21 protein-coding genes are annotated in these 22,663 nt (G+C 74.9%); 4 read left to right on the plus strand and 17 right to left on the minus strand.

The window, feature by feature from the left end; translation table 11 throughout:
- Positions 1-80 precede the first annotated feature (80 nt).
- The 4 genes from CFP66_RS15405 to araB all read right to left on the minus strand — a co-directional run bounded on the left by CFP66_RS15405 (position 81) and on the right by araB (position 5,028).
- A complete protein-coding gene (locus tag CFP66_RS15405) occupies positions 81-1,076 on the minus strand; it encodes an aldose epimerase family protein (RefSeq protein ID WP_094924472.1) in 996 nt (331 codons plus the stop codon).
- A gap of 22 nt (positions 1,077-1,098) precedes the next feature.
- On the minus strand, positions 1,099-2,586 hold the full coding sequence (gene araA / locus CFP66_RS15410) for an L-arabinose isomerase (protein ID WP_094924474.1): 1,488 nt from the start codon (positions 2,584-2,586) through the stop codon (positions 1,099-1,101).
- A 70-nt stretch (positions 2,587-2,656) separates the two neighbouring features.
- Positions 2,657-3,343: an L-ribulose-5-phosphate 4-epimerase gene (locus tag CFP66_RS15415; RefSeq protein ID WP_198961484.1), complete on the minus strand. Its 687-nt coding sequence runs from the start codon at positions 3,341-3,343 to the stop codon at positions 2,657-2,659.
- Between the two features lie 5 nt (positions 3,344-3,348).
- Positions 3,349-5,028, minus strand: coding sequence for a ribulokinase (gene araB / locus CFP66_RS15420; protein WP_094924478.1), 1,680 nt, complete (start codon positions 5,026-5,028; stop codon positions 3,349-3,351).
- 332 nt (positions 5,029-5,360) lie between these two features.
- Between araB and CFP66_RS15425 the strand changes: the two genes are divergently transcribed.
- The gene (locus CFP66_RS15425; RefSeq protein ID WP_094924480.1) at positions 5,361-5,594 is read left to right on the plus strand and encodes a hypothetical protein; all 234 of its coding nucleotides are present in this window, start codon (positions 5,361-5,363) and stop codon (positions 5,592-5,594) included.
- 154 nt (positions 5,595-5,748) lie between these two features.
- On the opposite strand, the gene CFP66_RS15430 is transcribed toward CFP66_RS15425, so the two are convergent.
- Positions 5,749-6,798 carry a LacI family DNA-binding transcriptional regulator gene (locus CFP66_RS15430; RefSeq protein ID WP_094924482.1) on the minus strand — a complete coding sequence of 350 codons (1,050 nt, stop codon included), beginning with the start codon at positions 6,796-6,798 and terminating at the stop codon, positions 5,749-5,751.
- Between the two features lie 62 nt (positions 6,799-6,860).
- Between CFP66_RS15430 and CFP66_RS15435 the strand changes: the two genes are divergently transcribed.
- Positions 6,861-7,067, plus strand: a complete 207-nt coding sequence (locus CFP66_RS15435; protein WP_094924484.1) for a hypothetical protein — start codon at positions 6,861-6,863, stop codon at positions 7,065-7,067.
- 13 nt (positions 7,068-7,080) lie between these two features.
- On the opposite strand, the gene larA is transcribed toward CFP66_RS15435, so the two are convergent.
- From larA to CFP66_RS15485, 10 genes are all read right to left on the minus strand, one after another.
- Positions 7,081-8,364: a nickel-dependent lactate racemase gene (gene larA / locus CFP66_RS15440; protein WP_094924486.1), complete on the minus strand. Its 1,284-nt coding sequence runs from the start codon at positions 8,362-8,364 to the stop codon at positions 7,081-7,083.
- Complete coding sequence (locus tag CFP66_RS15445) at positions 8,361-9,146, minus strand: 5-formyltetrahydrofolate cyclo-ligase (RefSeq protein WP_198961461.1); 786 nt, start codon at positions 9,144-9,146, stop codon at positions 8,361-8,363. Before CFP66_RS15445 ends, larA begins: the two co-directional genes overlap by 4 nt.
- Positions 9,143-9,943 carry an SDR family oxidoreductase gene (locus CFP66_RS15450; protein ID WP_094924795.1) on the minus strand — a complete coding sequence of 267 codons (801 nt, stop codon included), beginning with the start codon at positions 9,941-9,943 and terminating at the stop codon, positions 9,143-9,145. Before CFP66_RS15450 ends, CFP66_RS15445 begins: the two co-directional genes overlap by 4 nt.
- 161 nt (positions 9,944-10,104) lie before the next feature.
- Positions 10,105-11,034: a phosphotransferase gene (locus CFP66_RS15455; protein WP_158228110.1), complete on the minus strand. Its 930-nt coding sequence runs from the start codon at positions 11,032-11,034 to the stop codon at positions 10,105-10,107.
- Between the two features lie 90 nt (positions 11,035-11,124).
- On the minus strand, positions 11,125-11,700 hold the full coding sequence (locus CFP66_RS15460; protein WP_233159452.1) for a MarR family winged helix-turn-helix transcriptional regulator: 576 nt from the start codon (positions 11,698-11,700) through the stop codon (positions 11,125-11,127).
- Between the two features lie 114 nt (positions 11,701-11,814).
- Positions 11,815-13,074 (minus strand): kynureninase, encoded by a 1,260-nt coding sequence (locus tag CFP66_RS15465; protein WP_094924491.1) that lies wholly within the window; start codon positions 13,072-13,074, stop codon positions 11,815-11,817.
- Positions 13,071-13,883 (minus strand): tryptophan 2,3-dioxygenase, encoded by an 813-nt coding sequence (locus CFP66_RS15470; RefSeq protein WP_094924494.1) that lies wholly within the window; start codon positions 13,881-13,883, stop codon positions 13,071-13,073. Before CFP66_RS15470 ends, CFP66_RS15465 begins: the two co-directional genes overlap by 4 nt.
- 20 nt (positions 13,884-13,903) lie before the next feature.
- Positions 13,904-14,104: a hypothetical protein gene (locus tag CFP66_RS15475; protein WP_094924497.1), complete on the minus strand. Its 201-nt coding sequence runs from the start codon at positions 14,102-14,104 to the stop codon at positions 13,904-13,906.
- A 37-nt stretch (positions 14,105-14,141) separates the two neighbouring features.
- The gene (locus CFP66_RS15480; RefSeq protein ID WP_158228111.1) at positions 14,142-15,368 is read right to left on the minus strand and encodes a GNAT family N-acetyltransferase; all 1,227 of its coding nucleotides are present in this window, start codon (positions 15,366-15,368) and stop codon (positions 14,142-14,144) included.
- Positions 15,369-15,425: 57 nt separating this feature from the next.
- Positions 15,426-16,550 carry a glycosyltransferase gene (locus CFP66_RS15485; RefSeq protein ID WP_094924502.1) on the minus strand — a complete coding sequence of 375 codons (1,125 nt, stop codon included), beginning with the start codon at positions 16,548-16,550 and terminating at the stop codon, positions 15,426-15,428.
- A 69-nt stretch (positions 16,551-16,619) separates the two neighbouring features.
- Here CFP66_RS15485 and CFP66_RS15490 point away from each other — a divergent pair, with 69 nt between their 5' ends.
- Entirely contained in the window at positions 16,620-17,762 is a 1,143-nt protein-coding gene (locus CFP66_RS15490) for a CaiB/BaiF CoA-transferase family protein (protein WP_233159453.1), read from the plus strand.
- Between the two features lie 125 nt (positions 17,763-17,887).
- On the opposite strand, the gene CFP66_RS15495 is transcribed toward CFP66_RS15490, so the two are convergent.
- Positions 17,888-18,742, minus strand: coding sequence for a metallophosphoesterase (locus tag CFP66_RS15495; protein ID WP_233159455.1), 855 nt, complete (start codon positions 18,740-18,742; stop codon positions 17,888-17,890).
- A 93-nt stretch (positions 18,743-18,835) separates the two neighbouring features.
- Here CFP66_RS15495 and CFP66_RS15500 point away from each other — a divergent pair, with 93 nt between their 5' ends.
- Positions 18,836-20,125 (plus strand): MFS transporter, encoded by a 1,290-nt coding sequence (locus CFP66_RS15500; RefSeq protein ID WP_094924506.1) that lies wholly within the window; start codon positions 18,836-18,838, stop codon positions 20,123-20,125.
- Positions 20,126-20,151: 26 nt separating this feature from the next.
- Here CFP66_RS15500 and hrpB read toward each other — a convergent pair whose 3' ends face one another.
- Complete coding sequence (gene hrpB, locus CFP66_RS15505; RefSeq protein WP_198961462.1) at positions 20,152-22,617, minus strand: ATP-dependent helicase HrpB; 2,466 nt, start codon at positions 22,615-22,617, stop codon at positions 20,152-20,154.
- Positions 22,618-22,663 lie beyond the last annotated feature (46 nt).

The raw sequence follows: 22,663 nt of genomic DNA on the forward strand, positions 1-22,663 counted from the left end.
GCCGAACGGTAGCGGACGCCGCAGCGGGCCCCGCGAGCCCCGTCCGTGCCGCCGCTGCACCAGCGTCGCTACGCCGGTGCTTACTCGGCGCCGAAGGTGAAGACCATCCGGCAGCGGAACTCCTCGCCGGGGCGCAGCACCGCGGACGGGTAGTCCGGGTGGTTCGGCGCGTCGGGGAAGTTCTGCGCTTCCAAGCAGAACGCGTCGCCCTGGCGGGCCGTGCTGCCCTCGCCCAGCACCAGCGTGCCGTTCAGCATGTTGCCGGCGTAGAACTGCACGCTGGGCTGGTCGGTGCGCAGCTCCATGGTGCGTCCGGTGCGCGGCTCCACCACCCGGGCGGCCGCCCGGAGCTCGCCCGCGGGGCCCTCGAGGACGTAGGCGTGGTCGTAGCCGCGCACGTTGACCAGCAGCGGGTGCGCGTCCCGGATCCGCGCACCGAGGCGCGCGGGGGAGCGGAAGTCCAGCGGGGTGCCGTCCACCGGTACCGGCGGACCGGTGGGCAACGAGTCGTCGCCCACCGGCAGCACGTGCCCGGCGTGCAACTGCACCTCGTGGTCCTCCGCGGTACCGCCGCCTGCGAGGTTCCAGTAGGCGTGGTTGGTCAGGCTGAGCACCGTCGCAGCGTCCGTGGTGGCGGTGTAGGTGATCGAGAGCTCCGGCCCTTCGACGCTGAAGGTCGCGGCGACCTCGAGCGTGCCCGGGAACCCGTTCTCCCCGTCGGGACTGGTGTGGCGGAGCGTCACCGACGACCCGTCCACCCCGTCGGTGCTCCACTCGGCGGCGTCGAAGCCGCCCGGGCCGCCGTGCAGGGCGTTCTCCCCCTCGTTCGGCGGGATCCGGTGCTCCACGCCGTCGAGGGTGAAGCGCGCGCCGGCGATCCGGTTGGCGTAGCGGCCCACGCTGGCGCCGAGGTAGCCCGGCGCCTCCCGGTACGCGTCCAGGTCGGACAGCCCGAGCGTCACCTCGCCCCACTGCCCGTCACGGTCCGGGGTGCGGACCGAGACGATACGGGCGCCGTAGGCGATCACGCCGACCTCGAGCGCGCTGCTGCGCAGCCACATCACGTCCATGGTCATGTTTCTACAGGGGCCCCTGTTCCTACAGGCCCCCGGCCAGCCGGAAGTACGCCTGGTTCCAGCGCAGCTCCTGCTGGAACCGGCGCACCTGCGTGTCGGCGTCGATCACGACCAGCTCGGTGCGGGCGAACTCGGCGAGGTCGGCGACCTCGTCCGTGGTGAGCGCCGTGGAGAGCACGGTGTGGTGGGGGCCGCCTGCCGTGATCCACGCCTCGGCGGAGGTCGCCAGGTCGGGCCGGGGCTCCCACACCGCGCGCGCGACCGGGAGGTTCGGCAGCGGCTCGTCCGCGGGCACCACGTCGATCTCGTTGAGCACCAGCCGGAAGCGATCGCCCATGTCGGACATGCCGACGACGAAGCCGGCGCCCGGGGCGGTGTCGAACACCATGCGCACCGGGTCCTCACGGCCGCCGATGCCCAGCGGGTGGATCTCGATGCGCGGGGTGGCGGCCGCGATCGTCGGGCAGACCTCGAGCATGTGCGCACCCAGGATCTTCGGGGTGCCCGGGCCCAGGTGGTAGGTGTAGTCCTCCATGAACGAGGTGCCGCCGGGCAGGCCCTCGGCGGCGACCTTGAGCGTGCGCAGCAGCGCGGCGGTCTTCCAGTCGCCCTCGCCCGCGAAGCCGTAGCCGTCGGCCATCAGCCGCTGCACGGCGAGGCCGGGGAGCTGGCGCAGCGCGCCGAGGTCCTCGAAGTTGCTGGTGAACGCCTTCGCGCCGGTGTGCTCGAGCATGGCGCGCAGGCCCAGCTCGATCCGCGCCCCGTAGCGCAGCGACTCGTGGCGCTCCCCGCCGCGGCGCAGCGGCGCGTCGACGTCGTAGCGTTCCTCGTACTCGGCGACGAGCCGGTCGACCTCGGTGTCCAGGCTCGCGTGCACGGCCTCGGCGAGGTCGGTGACGGCGTAGCCGTTGACGGTGACGCCCCAGCGCCACTGCGCCTCCGTGCGGTCCCCCTCGGTGACGGCGACGTCGCGCATGGTGTCGCCGAAGCGGGCGAGCTTCAGCGAGCGGATCTCCGCCCAGCCCTTCGCCGCGCGCGACCACGCCGCGATCTTGCGCTGCACGTCCGTGTTCGCGACGTGCCCGGCGACGACCTTGCGGACGACCCCGAGCCGGGCCTGGATGTACCCGAACTCCCGGTCGCCGTGGGCGGCCTGGTTCAGGTTCATGAAGTCCATGTCGATGGTCGACCACGGCAGCGCCTGGTTGGCCTGCGTGTGCAGGTGCAGCAGCGGCTTCGCCAACGCGTCGAGCCCGTGGATCCACATGCGGGCCGGGGAGAAGGTGTGCATCCACGCGATGACGCCGAGGCAGTCGGGGTCGGCGTTCGCCGCGAGCATCACGCGGTGGATGCCCTCGGAGCTCGTGAGCACCGGCTTCCAGGCGAGCTCGACCGGCAGCGCCGCGCCGAGCTCCTTCGCGATCTCCTGCGACTGCTGCGCGACCTGCGCCAGCGTCTCGTCGCCGTAGAGCCCCTGGCTGCCGGTCAGGAACCAGACCTGTGCGCGCATCACTCGGCCTCGCTGCGCTCGGCCGGCGCTACGCGAAGGTGCTGTGACATTGATTCGCTCGCAAGCTCGCTCATGAGGCGCCCCCCTGCTGGCCGTACACGTTCTGGTAGCGGTCGTAGAGCGCGTCCACGTCGTCCTGCGGGATCGGCACGAGCGGGCCCATCTGGCGGGCGATGAACGTCGACTTCGCGACGTCCTCGCACATCGCGGCGGCCTTGACCGCGGCCTTCGCGTCCGGGCCGATCGAGAACACGCCGTGGTTCTTCATGATCACCGCGCGGGAGCGGTGGCCGGTGAGCGTGTCGACGATGCCGCGGCCGATCGCGTCGTCGCCGATGCGGGCGAACGGGCCGAGCGGGATCGGGCCGCCGAACTCGTCGGCCATCGCCGTGAGCACGCAGGGGATCGGCTCGCCCAGGGCCGCCCACGCGCTCGCGTAGTTGGAGTGCGTGTGCACGACGCCACCGACCTCGGGCATGTGCCGGTAGACGTGGGCGTGGGCCTCGGTGTCGCTGGAGGGGGAGTGCTCGCCCTCGACGAGGCGGCCGTGCAGGTCGCAGACGACCATGCGGTCGGCGGACAGGTCGTCGTAGGACACACCGCTGGGCTTGATGACCATGAGGTCGTGCCCGGGGACGCGGGCGGAGACGTTGCCCGCGGTCCAGACGACGAGGCCGTAGCGGACCAGCTCGGCGTGCAGGTCGGAGACGCGCTCGCGCAGCTCGTCGACGGCCGCCTTCGCGGATTCGGGGATCACGGAGCTCACTTGCCCTTCACCGCTTCCCGCCGGATCGCGCGCAACCGGTGCAGTACATCGTTCTCTCCTCGTCCGAAGTGGTCGTGCAGGCGCCGGTACTCGCCGTAGAGCGCGTCGTAGGCGCGGGCGCGCTCGGGGTCGGGGGTGTAGGCGGCCCGGTCCAGCCCGCCCATCGCGGCGGACGCGGCGCGCACGTCCGGGTACGCGCCGGCGGCGACGGCGGCGTGGATGGCGGCGCCCAGCGCCGGGCCCTGCTCGGACACGATCGTCGAGAGCGGCATGTCGCACACGTCGGCGTAGACCTGCATGAGGAAGCGGTTCTTCAGCAGCCCGCCTGCCACCACGAGCTCGCGCACCGGCACGCCGGAGGCCTCGAACGCCTCGATGATCGTGCGCGTGCCGAAGGCGGTAGCCTCCAGCAGGGCGCGGTAGGTGTCCTCGGGCCGGGTGGCCAGGGTCTGGCCGACGACCACGCCGGACAGCTCGTGGTCCACGAGCACCGACCGGTTGCCGGAGTGCCAGTCCAGGGCGACGAGCCCGTGCTCGCCGACCTCCTGCGCGGCGGCCAGCTCCGTGAGCAGGTCGTGGACGTCGACGCCGCGCTCGGCCGCACGCCGGTGGTACTCCGGCGGGACGGACGTGTCGACGAACCAGCCGAAGATGTCCCCGACCCCGCTCTGGCCGGCCTCGTAGCCCCACAGCCCGGTGACGACGCCGCCGTCGACGACGCCGCACATACCGGGCACCTCGCCGAGCTGGTCGGAGACCATCACGTGGCAGGTGGAGGTGCCCATGATCGCGACCATCTGACCGGGGTCGAGCGCCTGCGCGGCCGGCACGGTGGCGTGCGCGTCGAGGTTGCCGACGGCCACCGCGATGCCCTCCGGGAGCCCCGTCCAGGCGGCCGCTTCGGCGGTGAGCCCGCCGGCACGCTCGCCGAGCTGGGCGATCGGGTGGTCGAGCTTGTCGTCGACGAAGCCGGCGAACTCGGGGTTGAGGGCGGCGAGGTACTCCCGGTCGGGGTGCTTCCCGTCCTGGTAGATGCCCTTGTAGCCGACGACGCACGCGTCGCGGACGTAGGTGCCGGACAGGCGCCAGACGATCCAGTCGGCGGCCTCGACCCAGCGCTGCGTGCGGGCGTAGACCTCCGGGTCCTCCTCCAGCAGCTGCAGCGCCTTCGCGAACTCCCACTCGCTGGAGATCCGGCCGCCGTAGCGGGCGAGCCAGGACTCGCCGCGCTCCTGCGCCACCTGGTTGATCCGGTCGGCCTGGCCCTGCGCGGCGTGGTGCTTCCACAGCTTCGGGTAGGCGTGCGGGCGGTCGATCAGCTCGGGGAGCTCGCAGAGCGGCGTGCCGTCGGTGAGGGTCGGCAGCACGGTGGAGGCGGTGAAGTCGGTCGCGATGCCGATGACGTCCCGGGCGTCCACGCCCGCCGCGGCGACGGCTTCGGGCACGGCGACCTTCAGCACCTCGATCCAGTCTCCCGGCATCTGCAATGCCCAGTCCGGCGGCAACGTCGCGCCGGTGGCGGGCAGGGTGCGGTCCACGACCCCGTGGGAGTAGGCGTGCACGGCACTGGCGAGCTCGGCGCCGTCGGAGACCCGGACCACCACCGCGCGTCCGGACAGGGTGCCGAAATCGATCCCGACGGTGACGGCGCTCTGCGGGGGGTGCGGAGTGGCCACTGTGCACTCTTTCCGTCGACGGCGTTGTTAGCGCTCACAATCTGGGTCGGGTGGGGGCTTTGTCAAGCCGCGAGTCGTGCCCTCCCACCCGCGAGTCGAGGCCACCCACCCGCGAGTCGGAGTCTGGCGCCCGCGAGTCGGGCTGCACCTGCTGCGCGGGGTCTGGCGGCGCACGTCCCCTCGGCGCCCAGCCCGCCCCGCGGCGAGCTCGTACACCCACCGCGCGACATGCACGCGCCACAGCGCAACTCGCGGCCGGTGCGACGTTGCTGTGGCCTCGCGCACGCGGGCGGGCTCCGTTCGGGCTCGCCGGTAGCGGGTAGACGAGCGGCATGCGCCGATTCGACGGGTTCGCCCGGCGGTACCTCCCCGCCCGCGGCCCCCGCGCCAGGGAGGGCCGGCGCGGGAGGTTCGGCTTCTGGGGACCGGTGCCGTACTACTCGACGCGTACGCGTCGCGGCTCCGAGGTCTCGGTCGGCGGCTGCGGCTGCTGCCTGCCGATCCCGCTCATCGCAGTCCTCGCCACCGCGGCCGGGCTGCGCGCTGTGAGGCGACAGCTGCGCTGACGGCCGACGGGGTCCAGAGCCGCGCACGGGGGGACCGGCCGGCGCACGTTCCTGGATCCGGATCTCGCAGGGCGAGACGCCACCCGAGTGGCCATGATCAATACCTCGGCGCGAAAACGGGCGAGATCAACCCGCCAACGCGCCGACACGTCGATCATGAAGCTGGGCCGGTGCTGCGGCGGACGAGGAGTTCGGTAGGCACCAGGTCGAGCGCGCTGCCGGTGCCGGTGCCGGCGGCCTCGTCGGGGCGGATGATGTCGAGCAGCAGGCGCACCGCCCGGCGGCCGGCCTCGGGGAAGTGCTGGCGCACGGTCGTCAGGGGCGGGCGGAAGAACTCCGCCTCCGGCACGTCGTCGAAGCCGACCACGCTCACGTCCGCGGGCACCCGCCGGCCGGCCTCGTCGAGTGCGCGCAGGGCGCCGAGCGCCATGTGGTCGTTGGCCGCGAAGACGGCGGTGAGGCCGGGGTCGGCCCCGAGGAGCCGATGCATCGCCAGGAACCCGGAACGCGCGCTCCAGTCGCCGCGCTCGGGCTCGGGCACCGGCGCGCCGGCCGCGGTGAGCGCCGCGCGCCAGCCCTCGACGCGCCAGCGCGCGTCGAGCCAGTCGTCCGGGCCTGCGATGTGGTGCACCGTGCGGTGCCCCAACTCGAGCAGGTGCTCGGTGGCGCGGGCCGCGCCACCACGCTGGTCGATGCCGATCGCCGGCACCGGCGCGATCTCGCCGCCGGTCCCGCCGCCGAGGACGCCGCCGACGAAGACCGTGGGGACGGGACGCAGCTCGGCCGTCAGCACGTCCACCGCGTCCTGCTGGGCCGCCAGCGCCACGACCCCCTCGACCGACTGGTCCTGCAGCCGGGCGAGCGCCCGCTCGACGGCGTCCGAGCTGATCTTCTCGACCACGGCGATGCTGACGCCCATGCCCACCGTGCTCGCCGCCTGCTCGACGCTGTAGAGGGTGCTGACCGGCCCGTACAGCACGGTGTCGAACGTGATCACGCCCAGGGCGCCCGAGCGGCGGGTGGCCAGTGCGCGGGCGACGGCGTTGCGCCGGTAGCCGAGCTCCTCCATCGCCGCGAGCACCCGCGCCCTCGTCGGCCCGCTGACGTGCGGCGAGCCGTTGACCACCCGGGAGACGGTCTGGTGCGACACGCCCGCCAGCCGCGCGACATCGGTCATCACGGGTGCCGAGGCGGGTTCCACCATGGGGCACATGCTCGCACGCGCTGCTGCTGCGGGAGCCCGCGCGAGCTGCCACGCTGCGAGGTATGGACGACGAGCAGTGGTTCTACTGCCTCAAGCACGGCACGGTGGAGCAGGCCGACGGCTGCCGGGCCGCCGACCGGCTCGGGCCCTACCCGGACCGGGCGACGGCGGGGCGGGCCCTGGAGATCGCGCGCGAGCGCACCGAGGCCGCCGACCGGGCCGACCGGGAGTGGGCGGAGAAGGGCTCCGACCGCGACCCGGACGGCTGAGCCGTACGGCGCGTCAGGCCAGGTAGGGGATCGTCTGCGGCCCCTCGGGCAGCACGCAGACCCGCGCCTGCGGCCCCGCGGCGGCGAGCGCGTCCGCGACGGTGCCGGCGATGTCGCGGGTCTGCTCCAGGTGGGCGGCGGCCAGGGCGTGGTCGGACAGGTACGAGGTGTGCATCACGACCCGGGCCCGCGCCTGGACCTTGGCCTGCACCTGCACCTGCCACTGGTCGGGCAGCGTCTCCGGCCGTGCCTCGATCGCCTCCAGCAGCGCGCGCGGGGACGGCGCCGACTCCAGCACCTCGCGGTAGGAGCCGTGGTTGGGGAAGCCGTCGCGGCACTCGGCCGCGCAGATGATCGTGCCGCCCTCCCGGACGATCGTGGCGCCCGCCGACATGCCCTTCACCGACTGGTAGAGGTTCTGGTCCAGCGGGAAGCCTGCGTTGGTCGTGACGACCACGTCGAACAGTTCCGGCACCGGGCGCATCGCCAGGCGCTTCGCGCCCTCCCGCGCCGCGGCGTGCATCGCGAACAGCTCGCCGCCGAAGGCCTCGACGATCTGCTGCTCGCGGTTGAGCACGACGTCCAGGCCGAAGTCCACCCCGCCGACAGCGCCGACGACGGCGCGGACGTCGTCGTGCACGGGGTTGCCCTCGCACACCGCCCACGTGGCGTTCGGGTGCCCGATCCGCCGCGCGTCGTGCAGGGTGAGCACGGTGTCCAGCCCGGCGAGGCCGGGCGCGACCAGTTTCGGTCCGCCGCTGAAGCCGGCGAAGAAGTGCGGCTCGACGAACCCGGTGGTGATCCGCAGGTCCGCCTCGACCCAGTGCCGGTTGAGCCACACCGGAACGCCGTCGCCGTGGGTTCCCAGGTGCACCAGGGACGACGGTTCGCGGGCGTCGTGGTTGAGCACGTGCACCGAGTCGACGACCGCGTCGCCCAGCATCGCGCGGATCTCGGCCTCGGTGTTGCCGCGGTGCGTGCCCGTGGCCACGAGGATCACCACGTCGTCGAGGTCGATGATCCCGTCGAGCTCCTCGAGCACGGCCGGGATCATCAGGTGGCGCGGCTGGGCGCGGGTCCCGTCGCACATCGAGATCGCGACCTTCTGGCCCCGCCGGGCGAGCTCGCGCAGCGGGGGGCCGGCCACCGGCTGCCGCAGCGCGGTGCGCAGCGCCTCCCGCTGGTCGGTGGCGCCGTGCGCGTGGACCGGCTCCACCACGGTGGTGCGCGCGGCGGGCAGGTCGACGGGCAGGCCGGCCTCGCCGTAGGCGAGCTGCACGCGTGTGGTCCCGGTCATCGGACCGCCTCCTTTGCAAGGGCTCGGAGCAGGGGGATCGCCTCGATCTTCTCCGCGGTGAGCGCGGACCAGCGGATGCCGTCGACGGGGCGTGGCCCGCGCCGGGCCCGGCAGTCGATCACCCGGTCCGGGGTGACCACGAGGTCGACGGGCGCGTCGTGCGTCGCGGTCGGGACGGCGCCCGCCGGGCGCACCTGCAGCTCGTGCACCGTGGTGACCACCAGCGTGTCCGGCCCGACGAGCCCGGCGGCCGTGGCGAGCGCGAACTCCAGGTCGGCGAACCCGCCGCCCTTGCCCAGCCGCGCTCCGTCCTCGCCGACGGCGACGCAGCCGCTCACCACGATGTCGACCGGTTCCAGCTCGGCGACGGCCACCCGGCGGGCCGAGCGGGTGGCGCCGGCGATCGAGGCGGCGCGCCGGGGCGGGTCCGCCAGGTGGGCGGGGTCGAGCAGGAAGAACGGCTCGGGCTCGGCCAGGCGCGGCACCGCCATGTAGACGGTCTTGCCGTCCTCCAGCGCGCGCTGACGCACGGGAAGCTGCGCCGAGTCGGGGTTGGCCTTGACGGTGGCCGCGTCGCGCCAGGCGTCCGTCTCCGCCAGGCGACGGGCCGCGGCCTCCGCGCCGGTGAAGTTGGAGATGCGGTTGCGGGCGCCGGGGAAGCGCGCCACCCGGGCCTGCGACAGCGCCGTCCACACCTCGTCGCGCAGCGCGGCCTTGGCCGCGAGCAGCTCCGGGTCACCGCCGGCATCGTGGTCGTGACGCCGGCTCGCGCGAGGGCTCACCTGCCCGCCGTGCGGCGGCGCTCGCCCTGCGCACGCAGCCGGGCGAGCACGGGCAGGCCCAGGCGCGGGAGCGTCCCCGCGATCCGCATCGCCGCCGCGCGGTGGCCCGGGAGGGTGCGCACGATCCGGCGCCCGTCGAGCAGCCGGAGCGCGGCGTCGGCGACCGCCTCGGGCGTGAGCAGCCCGCGCTGGCAGAACAGGAGCGCGGAGTCGGGCCTCTCCTGCTCGCTGCGCACGAGCGCGGTGTCGGCGGCGTCGGGGCACAGGGCGTGCACCCGGATGGGCAGCCCGGCCAGGTCGAGCTCGCCCGCCAAGCTGGTGCTGAACGACAGCACCGCCGCCTTCGTGGCCGCGTACATCGCGAGCCCGGGCACCGGACCGTGCGCGGACATCGACGCGATGTTGAGCAGGTGCCCACCGCGCTTGCGCATCACGCGCACCGCGGCCCGCGACCCGTGCACGGCGCCGAGCAGGTTGACGTCGACCTGCAACGCGATGTCCTCGTCGGGCTGCTCCCACGACTGGCCCGCGCGCAGCACCCCGGCGTTGTTCACCCACACCCCGACCGGCCCGAGCTCGGCAGCCGCCGCCGCCACCCGGGCGTGGTCCCCGGGCACCCGCGCGTCCGCGGTGACGGCCGTGACGCCCAGCTCGGCGGCCGTCGCGGTGACGGCGTCGGTGTCGAGGTCGGTGATGAGCACCCGGTGGCCGCGGGCGACGAGGCGGCGGGCGATCTCGCGGCCGAAGCCGCGGGCGGCGCCGGTGACGACGGCGACGGTCTGATCGGGAGTGCTCACGCCGCCACCCTGCCACCCGACCCCCGCCACCGCCGAGGCGACTGCACCGGAGGTGTGGAGTGGCTCCGGTTGACCCGCCGGCCCCACTTCGCACACCCAGCCTCCACTCCGCGCAAGGCGGGCGCTGTGCCAAGTGACTAGTGGGTGTGCGAAGTGGCGTCCTACGCCAGCCGCGACGCCGCCACCGTCAGCCAGCGGTCGACGTCGTCGGGGCCGTGGTGGCGGATGGCCCAGTCCACCTGCCGCAGGCCCATGTGCGCCCAGTAGGCCCGCAGGGTTGCCGGGTCGTCGAACAGGTCGTCGATGCGGTTGTCCAGCCAGCGTGCGGCGGCCGCGCGCGCCGAACGGTCGGTGGAATCGGTGCCGGGTACGGCGAGGTCGAAGCGCAGGGTGACCAGGGCGAAGCGGTGGTCGCCACGGCCGATCCCGTCCCAGTCGACGACGCCGGTGACCGTGCCGGTGCGGTCGACCAGCACGTTGCCGGGGTGGAAGTCGAGGTGCACCAGGTCGTCGCCCGCCATCCGGGAGGCGTGGCCGGTGCCGATGCGGCGGATGAGGTCGAGCAGGCGGCGGGTGCGCTCGTCGTACTGCGCGAGTGACTCGTGAAGGCAGAAGCCGGGGCCGCTGCGCAGCAGGAACAGTTCGGCCCCCGGGACGTCGCGGCGTTGGCGCAGCAGGCCGGCCCCGCGCCCGGCGAGGGCCACCAACTCCTGGACGAGCGCGAGGTCGACGCGGGCGGGCGGCTCCCCGGGCAGCCGCTCCTGGACGACGGCGATCCGGTCGGGCAGCCGGGTCACCAGCGCGTAGCGGGGCGCCGGGATCCCGGCCTCGCGCGCCAGTTCGAGCAGGGCGCCGGTGCGTTCGACGAGGGCCCACGTGGCGTCCGAGGCATCGCCCCGGTGCGTCAGGACCTCCTCGCGGTGGCCCGGCCGCCGGACGATCGCGGCCCCGACCTGCCCGCCGGGCAGGGGCGCCACCAGCTCGAACTCCTCGCCGGTGTGGGCGCACAGCGCGGCGACGAGTGCAGGGGCGTCGAGTCGGGGGACCGGTGCGAGCGGGGTGGCGGCGGGCGGCGTGGCGGCATCGGGCACAGCCCGCCAGCCTAGGGGGATCAGCGCCGTACCGAGCCGGGTTTCCGCCGTCTGCCGCACGGCAGCCAGGGACGTCCGCCCGTCGTCGGCTCAGCGGCGCCGGTTGGCCGCGGCCGCCACCGGGCTCGACATGAGCTTCTCCAGCAGGGCGGTGAGCTGTGTGACCTCCTCGTCCGACAGCGCGGACGCCCACGTCCGCTCCCGTTCGTGGTGGGCCACGAACGCGCGCATGACGACCTCGGTGCCGCGGTCGGTGAGCGACAGCTCCACCGATCGGCGGTCCGGTCCGGCCTTGCGCCGCGCCACGAGCCCGTCCCGTTCGAGGGTGTTCACCAGGGCCGACACCGCGGCGCGGCTCATCCCGGACAGCTGCGCGGCCCGCTTGGCCTCTGCAGGCCCTGCCAGCCAGAGCACGAACAGCAGCCGGAAGCCCGCCCACGACCAGCCCTGCGGGCGGTGCACGGCCGACTCGAGGTCGTAGACCAGCGCGTTGGAGGCGCGGTAGAGGCTCAGCACCAGCCGCATCGGGAGCGGGTCGACGTCGGGCAGGGCCCGCACCGTGCGGGCGACGGCCAGGTCGATGAACGACCAGTAGTCGAGCCCGTCAGCCTCCCCGTCGGGGGAGGGTCCGGGGGAGTTGTCGGGCTCGGCGCCGGTATCGGGCACCCGACCAGCGTAGGCCGGTTCGCCGCGGGTACACCGGCGTGGTGATCGCCTTCTACAGCCGGCGGATCGGCTGCCTGGGGTCGGTGCTGCTGTCGCTGGTGCTGACGGCGTGCCTCATCCTGCTGTTCGTGCTGCTCTGACCCCACCTGCCGGCGTGTCTCCGGCGAGCAGCTCCCGCAGGACCGCGAGCCCGGCGTGCACCTCGGCGAAGCTCGTGGACAGGGGCGACGGACCGATGCGGATGCCGTCCGGCTCGCGGAAGTCCGGGATCACCCCGCGCTCCCACAGCCGCGGCAGGAGCTCGCGGAAGCCCTCCCGGCGCAGCATCACGTGCCCGCCGCGCCACTGTGCCTCCCGCGGGGTGGCCAGCCGCACGCCCAGCGGGGCCAACCAGGCGTCCACCAGCTCGATCGCGAACCCGGTGAGCGCCTCGGCCTTCGCCTGCACGGCGGCGATCCCGGCCTCCTCCAGCAGGTCGAGCCCGGCCAGCAGCGGCACCATCGCGAGGATCGGCGGGGTGCCGCTGACGACGCCGCGCACGCCCGCCGCCGGGACGTAGCCCGGGCCCATCTCGAACGGGTCGCGCCGGCCCATCCAGCCCTGCACCGGCTGGCGCAGGGTGTCCTGGCGGTCGCGCCGCACGTAGCCGAACGCAGGCGATCCGGGCCCGCCGCACAGGTACTTGTAGGTGCAGCCCACGGCCAGGTCGACGCCCCACGCGTCCAGCTCGAGCGGCAGCACGCCCACCGAGTGGCAGAGGTCGAGGAGCAGCGCCGCCCCGCTGTCGTGCGCGATCCGGGTGATCGTGGCCGCGTCGGTGCGCAGGCCGGAGTGGTAGGAGACGTGGCTGAGCAGGACGAGGGCCGTTCCCGGGCCGACGGCCTCGGCGACGCGCTCCGGGGCGGCGCCGCGGATCGGGCGCAGGACGCAGCCGCGCTCGGCCGCGATGCCCTCCAGGACGTAGCGGTCGGTGGGGAAGTCGCCCTCGTCGAACACGATCTCGCGGCGTCCGGGGCCCGCGGCGTCGACCGCGGCGCGCGCCAGCTTGTAGAGCAAGACGGTGGTCGAGTCGGCGACGACGGTCTGGCCCGGTGCGGCGCCGAGCGCGGCCGCCGCGATGCGGTCGCCGACCCGCTCGGGCCACTGCATCCACGGGCCGCCGGGTCCGTCGCCGGTCCACCCCCGGATCAGGCCGGCGCCCCACTCCTCGCGGACGAACCGGTCGAGCCGCTGCGCGGCGGCGGCCGGTGGACGGCCCAGCGAGTTGCCGTCGAGGTAGGCGACGACGTCCGGGGCCGGTAGGAACCGCTCGCGGAACGCCGCGAGCGGATCGGCGGCGTCCAACTGCGCCGCCCGCGCGGCGAGATCGCTCACCGCCCGATCTCCGTGCGCACCGCGTACAGCTCCGGGAAGAACGTGATCTCCAGCGCCGAGCGCAGGAACGAGACCCCGCCGGTGCCGCCCGTGCCGGGCTTGAGACCGATCGTGCGCTCCACGGTCTTGAGGTGCCGGAACCGCCAGAGCTGGAAGTTCTCCTCCAGGTCCACGAGCTCCTCGCACGCCTCGTAGGCCTCCCACCGCTGCTTCGCGTGCTCGTAGATCGCCCGGAACACCGGCACGAGCTCCGGGGTGAAGCGGTGGGGCTGCGTGACGTCGCGCTCGAGCACCGCGCGGGGCACGTCGTGACCCGCGCGGTGCAGGTAGCGCAGGAACTCGTCGTAGACGCTCGGGCGGGTCAGGAGGTCGGCCAGCTGCTCCCGGGCGCGGTCGTCGCCGGCGAAGAGCTCCAGCATCGCGACGTTCTTGTTGCCGAGCACGAACTCGACGGCCCGGTACTGGTCGGACTGGAACCCCGACGACGTCGCGAGCGCACCCCGGAACTCGGCGTACTCCGACGGCGTGAGCGTGGCCAGCACGGCCCACTGGTCGGTGAGGGTGTGCTGGATGTGCTTGACCCGGGCGAGGCCCTTGAGCGCCGGGCGCAGGTCGTCGGCCGCGAGGCGGGCCTGCACCTCCCGCAGCTCGTGCAGCACCAGCTTGAGCCACAGCTCGGAGGTCTGGTGCTGCACGATGAACAGCAGCTCGTCGTGGTGCACCGGCCTGCTGGCCGGGTGCTGGGCCGAGAGCAGCTCGTCCAGGTGCAGGTAGGCGCCGTAGGTCAGGTCCACCCGCCGGCCCGTCATGCCTGCACCCTAAGGCCCGCTCAGGCGTCGGGGCGCCCGCCGAGGTGGTCCTTGAGCTGCTTCATGACCTCGTTGGGCCCGTTGGCGGTGCCGACGCCCTTCCCGCCGACGAGGTCGCCGCCGGCGCCGTTCTTCTTCGCGAGCGTGGCGAGAGCTTTGCCGTCCATCGGGTAGCCCGCGCCCTTGAGGACGTGCTGCACCTCGGTCACCTGGAAAGCCATGGCCCGGGGTTACCCGGTGCCCGGACGGGTGATCGGCTCAGAACTCCGTGCCGTGCTGCGGCGTGCGGTCCGCCCGGAACGCGGCGTCCAGGCGGCGCAGCGCGGCCGGATCGTCGGCTCGGAGCAGGCCCGCCCGCGCCAGCGCGCCCGCGTGCCCGCCGCCGAACAGGAGCGTGCCCAGCGCCGCCGTCCCGACGCCGACGACCGGCGCGCCACCCTCGGCCGGCACGCACTCCGCCCCGTCGGGGCCGCCCCGCAGGCGGAAGCGGCCGCCGCGGTCCAGGAACGGGTCGTGGACGTCGAGCACCACGTCGAGCTCGACGGTGTAGCGGCGCGCGGCGAGGGCGGCGGGCACGTCGAGCACACGGGCCCACATGCCGTCGCGCTGGTCGACCGTGCGCATCTGCCGGGGGTCGGCCAGCAGGTGCGACAAGGGCTCGGCGGCGGCCATCGACCGGCAGGACACCGTGTCGACGAGGTCGATGGCGAGCACCGTGGACCACAGGGCCACGTAGGCCTCGTCGCTCGCGGTGACGACCTCGACGATGCGGCAGGTCCGGGTGGCGTTGTCGCGGCGGTAGGAGACGTACCCGTCGGGGTGGACGAGGTGGAACAGCGGTGTGGCGCCGTGGCGCTGGTGCTCGCGGTCGGCGAGCAGGGTGTCCCACCAGCCGTCGCTGCGCGAGAGCGCGCCGGGCGTCAGCGCGGCCCACCGGCGGTGGATGTCGGGGGCCAGCCGGCGCAGCTCGGCGGTGCCGACCTCGCGCACGCCGCCCGTGTCCTCGACGTCTTTGCGGAGCGCGGCGCGGCGCCGGTCGATCTCGACCGTGCGGTGCTCGGTGGCGATCCCGTAGCCGAACCGGCCGTAGATGCCGCCCTCGCTGGCGGTCAGCAGGGACACGGCCAGTCCGTCGTCGACGAAGCCGCGGTGCTGGGCGGCCAGCATCGCGCGCAGGATGCCGCGGCGGCGGTGCGTCACCGCCACGGAGACCCACGTGACGCCCGCGGCCGCGACGGCGGCACCCCCGGGCAGGGTCACGTCGAAGGGGAAGGAACCGGTGACCCCGACCGTGTCGTCCCCGGCGCGGGCCATGAGGAACCGATCGGGCTCGAACAGCAGCCGGACGTCGTCCAGGTCTGCGTCGGAGTAGTGCATCCCGAAGGCGCGGCCGTCGACCTCCGCGATCACCGGGAGGTCCGCCGCCACGGCCTGGCGCAGGTCGACGGGAGCGTGGGCAGGGCGCAGCGCGTCACTGTGCAGCACGGGAACGCAGTCTGCCCGGTCCACGGGGAGGAGTCGACCGGTATGCGGCCCCGTCGGTCAGGCGGGGGCGGCGACGCCGGCCAGCACGGCCTCGTACACGCCCCGCAACCGCAGCGCCCACGCCGTCGCGTCGAACTCGGTGAGGAACCGGGCGCGCGACGCCTCGGCCATCCGCAGGCGGCGTTGCGGGTCCTCGGCGAGGCCGACCAGCGCGTCGGCGACGGCGCCCGCGTCCCGGTGGACGAGAGCGCCCGTCGCTGCCGTGACGATCTCGGGGACGCCGCCGACCCGGGTGGCCACCACCGGGATCCCGGCCGCCATCGCGCGCAGCAGCGCGGTCGGTGCGGCGCCCGAGCGCGCCGTGTGCACCACCAGGTCGGCGGCCGCGAGCAGACCCGACAGATCCTGGCGGCGGTGCACGAACCGGACGCGCGCGGCGAGGTCGTCGCTGGTGTCGACCCGCGACTCCAGCCACGGGCGCAGCGGCCCGTCGCCGGCGAGCGCAACCGCGAGCGGCAGCCGGTCGGGCAGCGACTCGACCGCGTCGAGCAGGAGCTCGTGGCCCTGGTCGCGGCGCATCGGCGCGCTGCTGACGACCAGCACCTCGTCGTCGCCGACCTCGAGCGCGGCGCGGCGGGCGCGGCGCTGGTCGGGGTCGACCGGGCCGGGGTCGGTGACGCCGTTCGGGACGACGACGAGGTTGCGGCCCGAGCCGGACAGGCCGCGGTACCACTCGCGCTGCACCTGTGAGATCGCGATCGTGCGCGCCATGAAGCGCTGCCGGGCCAGGATCCGCGCGGAACGCTTGAGCCGGTCGGCCCGGTCGGCAGGCAGGTTCTCGATGCGGTGCAGGGTGGACACCGCGGGCACCCGCGCGCGCAGGGCCGCGGCCGCGCCCACGACGTCGGCGGGTGGGAGGTGCGTGTGCACGAGCTGCGCGCCGTGGCGGCGCAGCTGCGCGGCCGCGCGGGGAACGGAGCGCGGGTCGAAGCGGGCGAGGCCGAGTTCGACGACGGGCACGTCGAGCCGGCGCAGCGCACTGACCTGGGTGGTGTCCGACGTTCCGGCGAGGGCGACGACCACGAGCTCGAGGCCGGTCTCGCGCGCGGCTCCCGCGAGGTCGACCAGCCCGATCTCCGGCCCGTCCGGGTGCAGGGTCGGCACGAGGTGCGCGATCTTCAAGGGGCTCTCCCATGGGGTGCGGGCAGCGCTCGACCCTACTCACGGCCACGGGCGGGCATGATGCGCGGCGTGCTGCCCCTGGAAGGAATCGTCGTCGTCTCCTGCGAGCAGGCCGTCGCCGCGCCGTTCGCCACCCGCCAGCTCGCCGAGCTCGGCGCTCGGGTGATCAAGATCGAGCGGCCGGGCCGCGGGGACTTCGCCCGCGACTACGACACCACCGTGCGCGGCCTGTCGAGCCACTTCGTCTGGCTCAACCGGTCGAAGGAGAGCCTGGCGCTGGATCTCAAGGAGGACGTGGACGTCATGTCGCGGCTGCTCGAGCGCGCCGACGTGTTCGTCCAGAACTTCGCGCCCGGCGCGGCGGAACGGCTCGGGCTCGGGCACGAGGAGCTGCGGGCCCGCCACCCGCGGCTGATCACGTGCTCGATCTCCGGTTACGGCCCCGATGGCCCCTACCGCGACGCGAAGGCCTACGACCTGTTGATCCAGTCCGAGGCCGGGCTGGTGTCGGTCACCGGCAGTGCCGACGAGCCGGCAAAGAGCGGCATCCCGGCCGCCGACATCGGCGCGGGCATGTACGCGTTCTCCGGCGTCCTCGCCGCGCTCTACGACCGGGAGCGCACCGGCACCGGCACGCACATCGAGGTGAGCCTGTTCGACGCGCTCGTGGAGTGGATGGGCTTCCCGCTCCAGTACACCGCCGGGAGCGGGGCGCCGCCGCCGCGCGCCGGCACCAGCCACCCGGCGATCGCGCCCTACGGCACGTTCGCGGCCGGTGACGGCACCGAGGTCGTGCTGGGGATCCAGAACGAGCGCGAGTGGCAGGCCTTCTGCACCACGGTGCTGCGCCGCCCCGACCTGGCCGACGACGAGCGGTTCCGCACCGGCGCGCTGCGGGTGGCGCACCGCCCCGACCTGCACGCGGAGATCGACGCCGTCTTCGCCCGCCTCACCGGCCCCGAGGTGGTGGACCGGCTGGGGCAAGCGCGCATCGCCGCAGCCCGCCGCAGGGAGGTGGCCGAGGTGCTGGAGCACCCGCAGCTGGCGGCGCGGGAGCGCTGGACGGAGGTCGGCTCGCCCGCGGGCGAGATCCGAACGCTGCTGCCCCCACTCACATGGCAAGGCGAGCCGCCGAAGCTGACCCCGATCCCGGAGGTTGGCGAACACACCGAGCAGATCCTCCGCTGGCTCGACACCGGGCCGGGCGCGTAGCGCTGCGCCGCGGGTGCTCGCACACCGACCGCTGTGCTCGTACACCGACTGCAGTCGGTGTGCGACGCCTGCGATCGGTGTGTGACGCCGCGATCGGTGTGCGACGACGGCGCGGCGTCTCCCGCTCAGTCGACGGTCAGGGCGGCTCGGAAGGCGGCCAGGGTCGGCTCCATCTCCTCCGACGGCACGTCGCTCATCCTCGGCGCGTCGATCGGCAGGCTGGTGGTGATCAGGTCGGCGTCGAACAGGTCGATGCGGCTCAGCGACGGCGCCGCCAGGCCGCGCAGCGCGGCGCCGGGGGCCAGACCGTCGAGGACGGTGGCGAGCGGGCCGCCGGTCCAGACCGGCACCGCGCCGAGAGTCCCCGCGCTCACCACGTGCGTGTGCCCGGCCAGCACCAGCCGCACGTCCGTGCCCGCGATGGCGTCAGCGAGGTCTTCCCGGCGCAGCAGCGGGATGCTGGCGGCGAGCGGCGCGGCGCTGGGGAGCGGCGGGTGGTGCAGGGCGAGCACCGTGCCCGCGGGGGCGGGCTGGGCGAGCTCGGCCCGCAGGCGCTCCAGCTGGGCGGGGCGCAGCGCGCCGTGCGGCTGCCCGGGGATCGTGCTGTCGAGAACGACGATCCGCAGGTCGCCGACGCGCACCACGGAGTCGAGCGGTTCCGGGGAGGCCGGCACCCCGAGCAGGTGCTCGCGCAGCGCCGCGCGGTCGTCGTGGTTGCCGGCGGCGTAGACCAGCGGCGCGCCGAGCCGTGCGGCGGCGGGTTCCACGATCTCGCGCAGCCGCCGGTACTCCTGCGGGAGGCCGTGCTCGGTGAGGTCGCCGGTGAGCACGAGGGCGTCCGGGGTGAGGCCCGACTCCTCGACGGCGCGCAGTGCGCGGTCGAGCAGCGCGGTGGTGTCAATGCCGTGGGGGAGCGCCGCGCCGTCGGCGACGAGGTGCAGGTCGGTGAGCTGGACGAGGGTGTGCCTGGCTGGCTTCACGGGGCCCATCCTGCCCGCCTCCCGGTGCCGGGAAGGCGTGGCGCGGGCCACGGTGACGCCAAGTACTTAGCAACGCTATCTATACTCGCCGCCGTGAGCTCTCAGCCGACCACCGGGACCAGCCCGTTCCGTCAACCCAAGGCCGTGTGGGCCGTCGCCTTCGCGTGCGTCATCTCGTTCATGGGCATCGGCCTCGTCGACCCGATCCTCCCGGCCCTGGCCACCCAGCTCGACGCGAGCCACACCGAGGTGGAGCTGCTCTTCACGAGCTACCTGGTCGTCACGGCTTTCGCAATGCTCGTCACGGGCGTGGTGTCGAGCCGCATCGGCGCCAAGCGCACGCTCATCCTCGGGCTGGCCCTGATCGTCGTGTTCGCCACGGCCGCCGGGCTGGCTGCCGACATCGCCGGGATCGTCGGCTTCCGCGCGGGCTGGGGCCTGGGCAACGCGCTGTTCATCGCCACCTCGCTCGCCGTGATCGTCGGCTCCGCGAGCGGCGGTTTCGCCGGCGCGATCGTGCTCTACGAGACGGCGCTCGGCATCGGCATCGCCTCGGGCCCGCTGCTCGGCGGGCTGCTGGGCGACATCAGCTGGCGCGGCCCCTTCCTCGGCGTCGGGGTGCTGATGCTGCTCGCGCTGGTGGCGACCGTGGTGCTGGTGCCGCCGACGCCCAAGCCCGCGCACCCCTCCTCGCTGCGCGAACCCCTGGCGGCGCTGCGCCACCGCAGCCTGCGCAACACCAGCCTGACCGGCCTGCTCTACAACTGGGGCTTCTTCACGCTTCTCGGGTACGCCCCGTTCCTGATGAACCTCTCGGCCATCCAGCTGGGCGGGGTCTTCTTCGCCTGGGGCCTGCTCGTGGCGCTCTTCGCGGTGTTCGGCGCGCCGCGCCTGGGCGGCCGGTTCGGCACGGCGCGCACCCTCACCGTCGCGCTCGTGGTCGTGGCGGTGCTGCTGGCCCTGATCGGGACCTTCCCCGGGACGCGGTGGGTCGTGATCGTCGCGGTGATCCTCTCGGGTGCGGTCGTCGGCCTGAACAACACGCTGGTCACGACGGCGGTCATGAGCATCTCGCCGGTGCCGCGCAACGTGGCGTCGGCGACGTACGGCTTCGTCAGGTTCATCGGCGGCGGTCTGGCCCCGTTCGCCGCAGGGCTGCTCGCCGAGGGCTTCAGCGCGCACGTCCCGTTCCTGCTGGGCGCCGTCGTCGTCCTGGCGGGGGCGGTCCTGCTGCAGACCGTCCGCGCCGACCTGGACCGCGCCGACGCCGACGCGGCGAACCCCGGCCCGATCGCCGACGCGGAGGAAGCGGTGACCGAGGTCCCGGCCCTGGAGGAGGAAGCGGTACTCGCCCAGGAGGCCCGCGCCCGCGAGCGGCCCTGACGCCCCACAGTGCGGGTGGGGGTGCGTCAGCGTTTCGTTCGGCGGGTCGGGGGCTCGCTCAGGGGGTCTTCCGGCCACGCGTGTTTCGGGTAGCGGCCTCTCAGGTCGGCTCGGACCTGGGGGTAGCCCACCTTCCAGAACGAATCGAGGTCATCGGTCACCGCCGCCGGCCGGCCTGCGGGGGAGAGCAGGTGCAGCAGCACCGGCAACCGTCCGCCGGCGACGGCGGGCGGAGCGTTCCAGCCGAACACCTCCTGGACGCGCACGGCGAGCACCGGTCGCTCCCCGGAGTAGTCCAGCGCGACGCGTGACCCCGACGGCACGGTGACGCGCTCGGGCGCGAGCTCGTCGAGGAGGGCGGCCTCGCGCCAGCCCAGCACCGCCCGCAGCACCGTGGTGGCGTCGACGCGGGCGAGGTCGGCCCGGCTGCGCGCGCCGGCCACCGGCCCGCTCCACCAGCGGTCCGGGTCGGCCAGCAGCGCGGCGTCGGAGACGTCGGGCCACGGCGCGCCGAGCGTGCGGTGCAGCGTGGCGAGCCGGTCGCGCAGCCGTCGCGCCCCGTCGGTCCAGCGCAGCAGGCCCGTGCCCTCGGTGCGCAGCCCGTCGAGAAGGGCGGCGCGCAGTGCCTCCGGGTCGGGCGCGGGGAGGCGGTGCTCGGCCAGGACGATCGCCCCGAGGCGGCGCACGTGCCGCGCGACGACCCCGGCCGGGTCGTCGCGCACCCACGCCACCTCGTCGCCCTCGGTCAGCAGTGCCGGTGCGGCGCGCACGGCGAGCTCCGCGTCGGCCGCGGCGGCCAGGCGCACGCGGGCGTGCTCGGCCCCGGGCGTGCGGTCGGCGACGGCGACGGCGAGCCACTCCGCTGCTCCGAGCGCGGAGCCCGGCGGCAGCTCCACGGCCGTGCCGCCGGCCATCAGGTAGCGCGCCGAGCCGGCGGAGCGGCGCCGCGCGAGTCGTTCCGGGTGGGCGAGCGCGACGACGAGGGCGGCGTCGGCCGGTCCGCTGTGCCGACGCCGCTCACCGGCTGCGTCGCCGTCACGTGCGCCGGGGAGCAGGCGCCGCAACCGGCCCGCCTCGCCCCGCCAGCGGCCGGCCGCGGGCGCGTCCCCGGAGCGCAGGCGGCGCAGCGCGTCGTCGACCTCGGGGCCGGTGGCGAGCGTGTCGTCGTCGAGGAGCGCCACCACCTCGGCGGCGGTCCGCGCTCCGGTGGCCGCCGCACCGTCGAGCAGCGCACGCGCGAGCCGCGGGTGCAGCCCGAGCTCCGCCATCCGGCGGCCGCGCTCGGTCACCCCGCCGCCCGGCGCGGACAGCGCGCCGAGCGCGTGCAGGACCGCCTGCCCGGCCCGCAACGGGCCTTCCGGCGGCGGGTCCCACCAGCGCAGGCCGCCGCCGTCGGGCGTGCCCCAGCAGGCGAGGTCGAGGGCGAGGCGGGTGAGGTCGGCGGTGCGGATCTCGGGTTCCGGTGCGCGGGCGAGCAGCTCGCCCTCGGGCCAGCAGCGCAGCACCCGGCCCGGCCCCTCCCGTCCGGCGCGCCCCGCCCGCTGGGTGGCGACCGCGGCCGAGACGCGCACGGTGACCAGCCCCGCGAGGCCGCGCCGGTGGTCGGTGCGCGGCACCCGGGCCAGGCCTGCGTCGACGACGGCCCGTACGCCGGGCACGGTGAGGCTCGACTCGGCGACGGCGGTGGCGAGCACCACGCGGCGCCGGGTGCCGCGGCGCAGTGCCCGGTCCTGCTCGGCGGGCGGGAGGCGACCGTGCAGGGGCAGGACGTCGGCGTCCAACCCGGTGAGCGCCGCGGCGGTGCGGCGGATCTCCGCCACGCCGGGGAGGAACGCGAGGACGTCCCCGTCCCCCTCGTCGAGCGCGGTGCGCACGGCGCGCGCGACGCAGGCCTCGATCCGCTCGCCGCGGACCGGGGGCAGGTGGCCGACGGTCACCGGGAACGCGGTCCCCGCCACCTCGAGCACCGGGCCGTCCAACAGCCCGGCCAGCTGGTCCGTGGCCACGGTCGCCGAGGTGGCGAGCAGCTGCAGGTCCGGACGCAGGCCGTCGCGGGCGTCGAGCAGCAGGGACAGGAGCAGGTCGGCGTCCAGGTGCCGCTCGTGGCACTCGTCGAGCACCACCGCGGAGGTGCCGGCGAGCTCGGGGTCGGCCACCAGCCGGCGCAGCAACAGCCCGGAGGTGACCACCTCGACGCGCGTGCGGGCCGACCGGCGCGCCTGGCCGCGCACGGCGTAGCCGACGGTGCCGCCGACCTCCTCGCCCAGCAGGGCCGCCATCCGGGCCGCGGCCGCGCGGGTGGCGAGCCGGCGCGGCTCGGCGACCAGGACCCGGCCCCCTCCCAGCGCGGCGGCCAGCGCGAGCGGCACCAGCGTCGTCTTGCCGGTGCCGGGCGGCGCCACGAGCACCGCGGAACCGCGGGCCGCGAGCGTGCCGGTGATCTCGTCGAGCGCGGCGCGCACCGGCAGGTCGGGGAGCTCCGGCAGCTTCATCGCCGGCCAGTGTGCCGGGTCGCTCCCGTCGTGACGTGGCCCACCG

It is taken from the genome of Pseudonocardia sp. MH-G8, assembly GCF_002262885.1.
In the GTDB taxonomy this organism is placed as follows: domain Bacteria; phylum Actinomycetota; class Actinomycetes; order Mycobacteriales; family Pseudonocardiaceae; genus Pseudonocardia.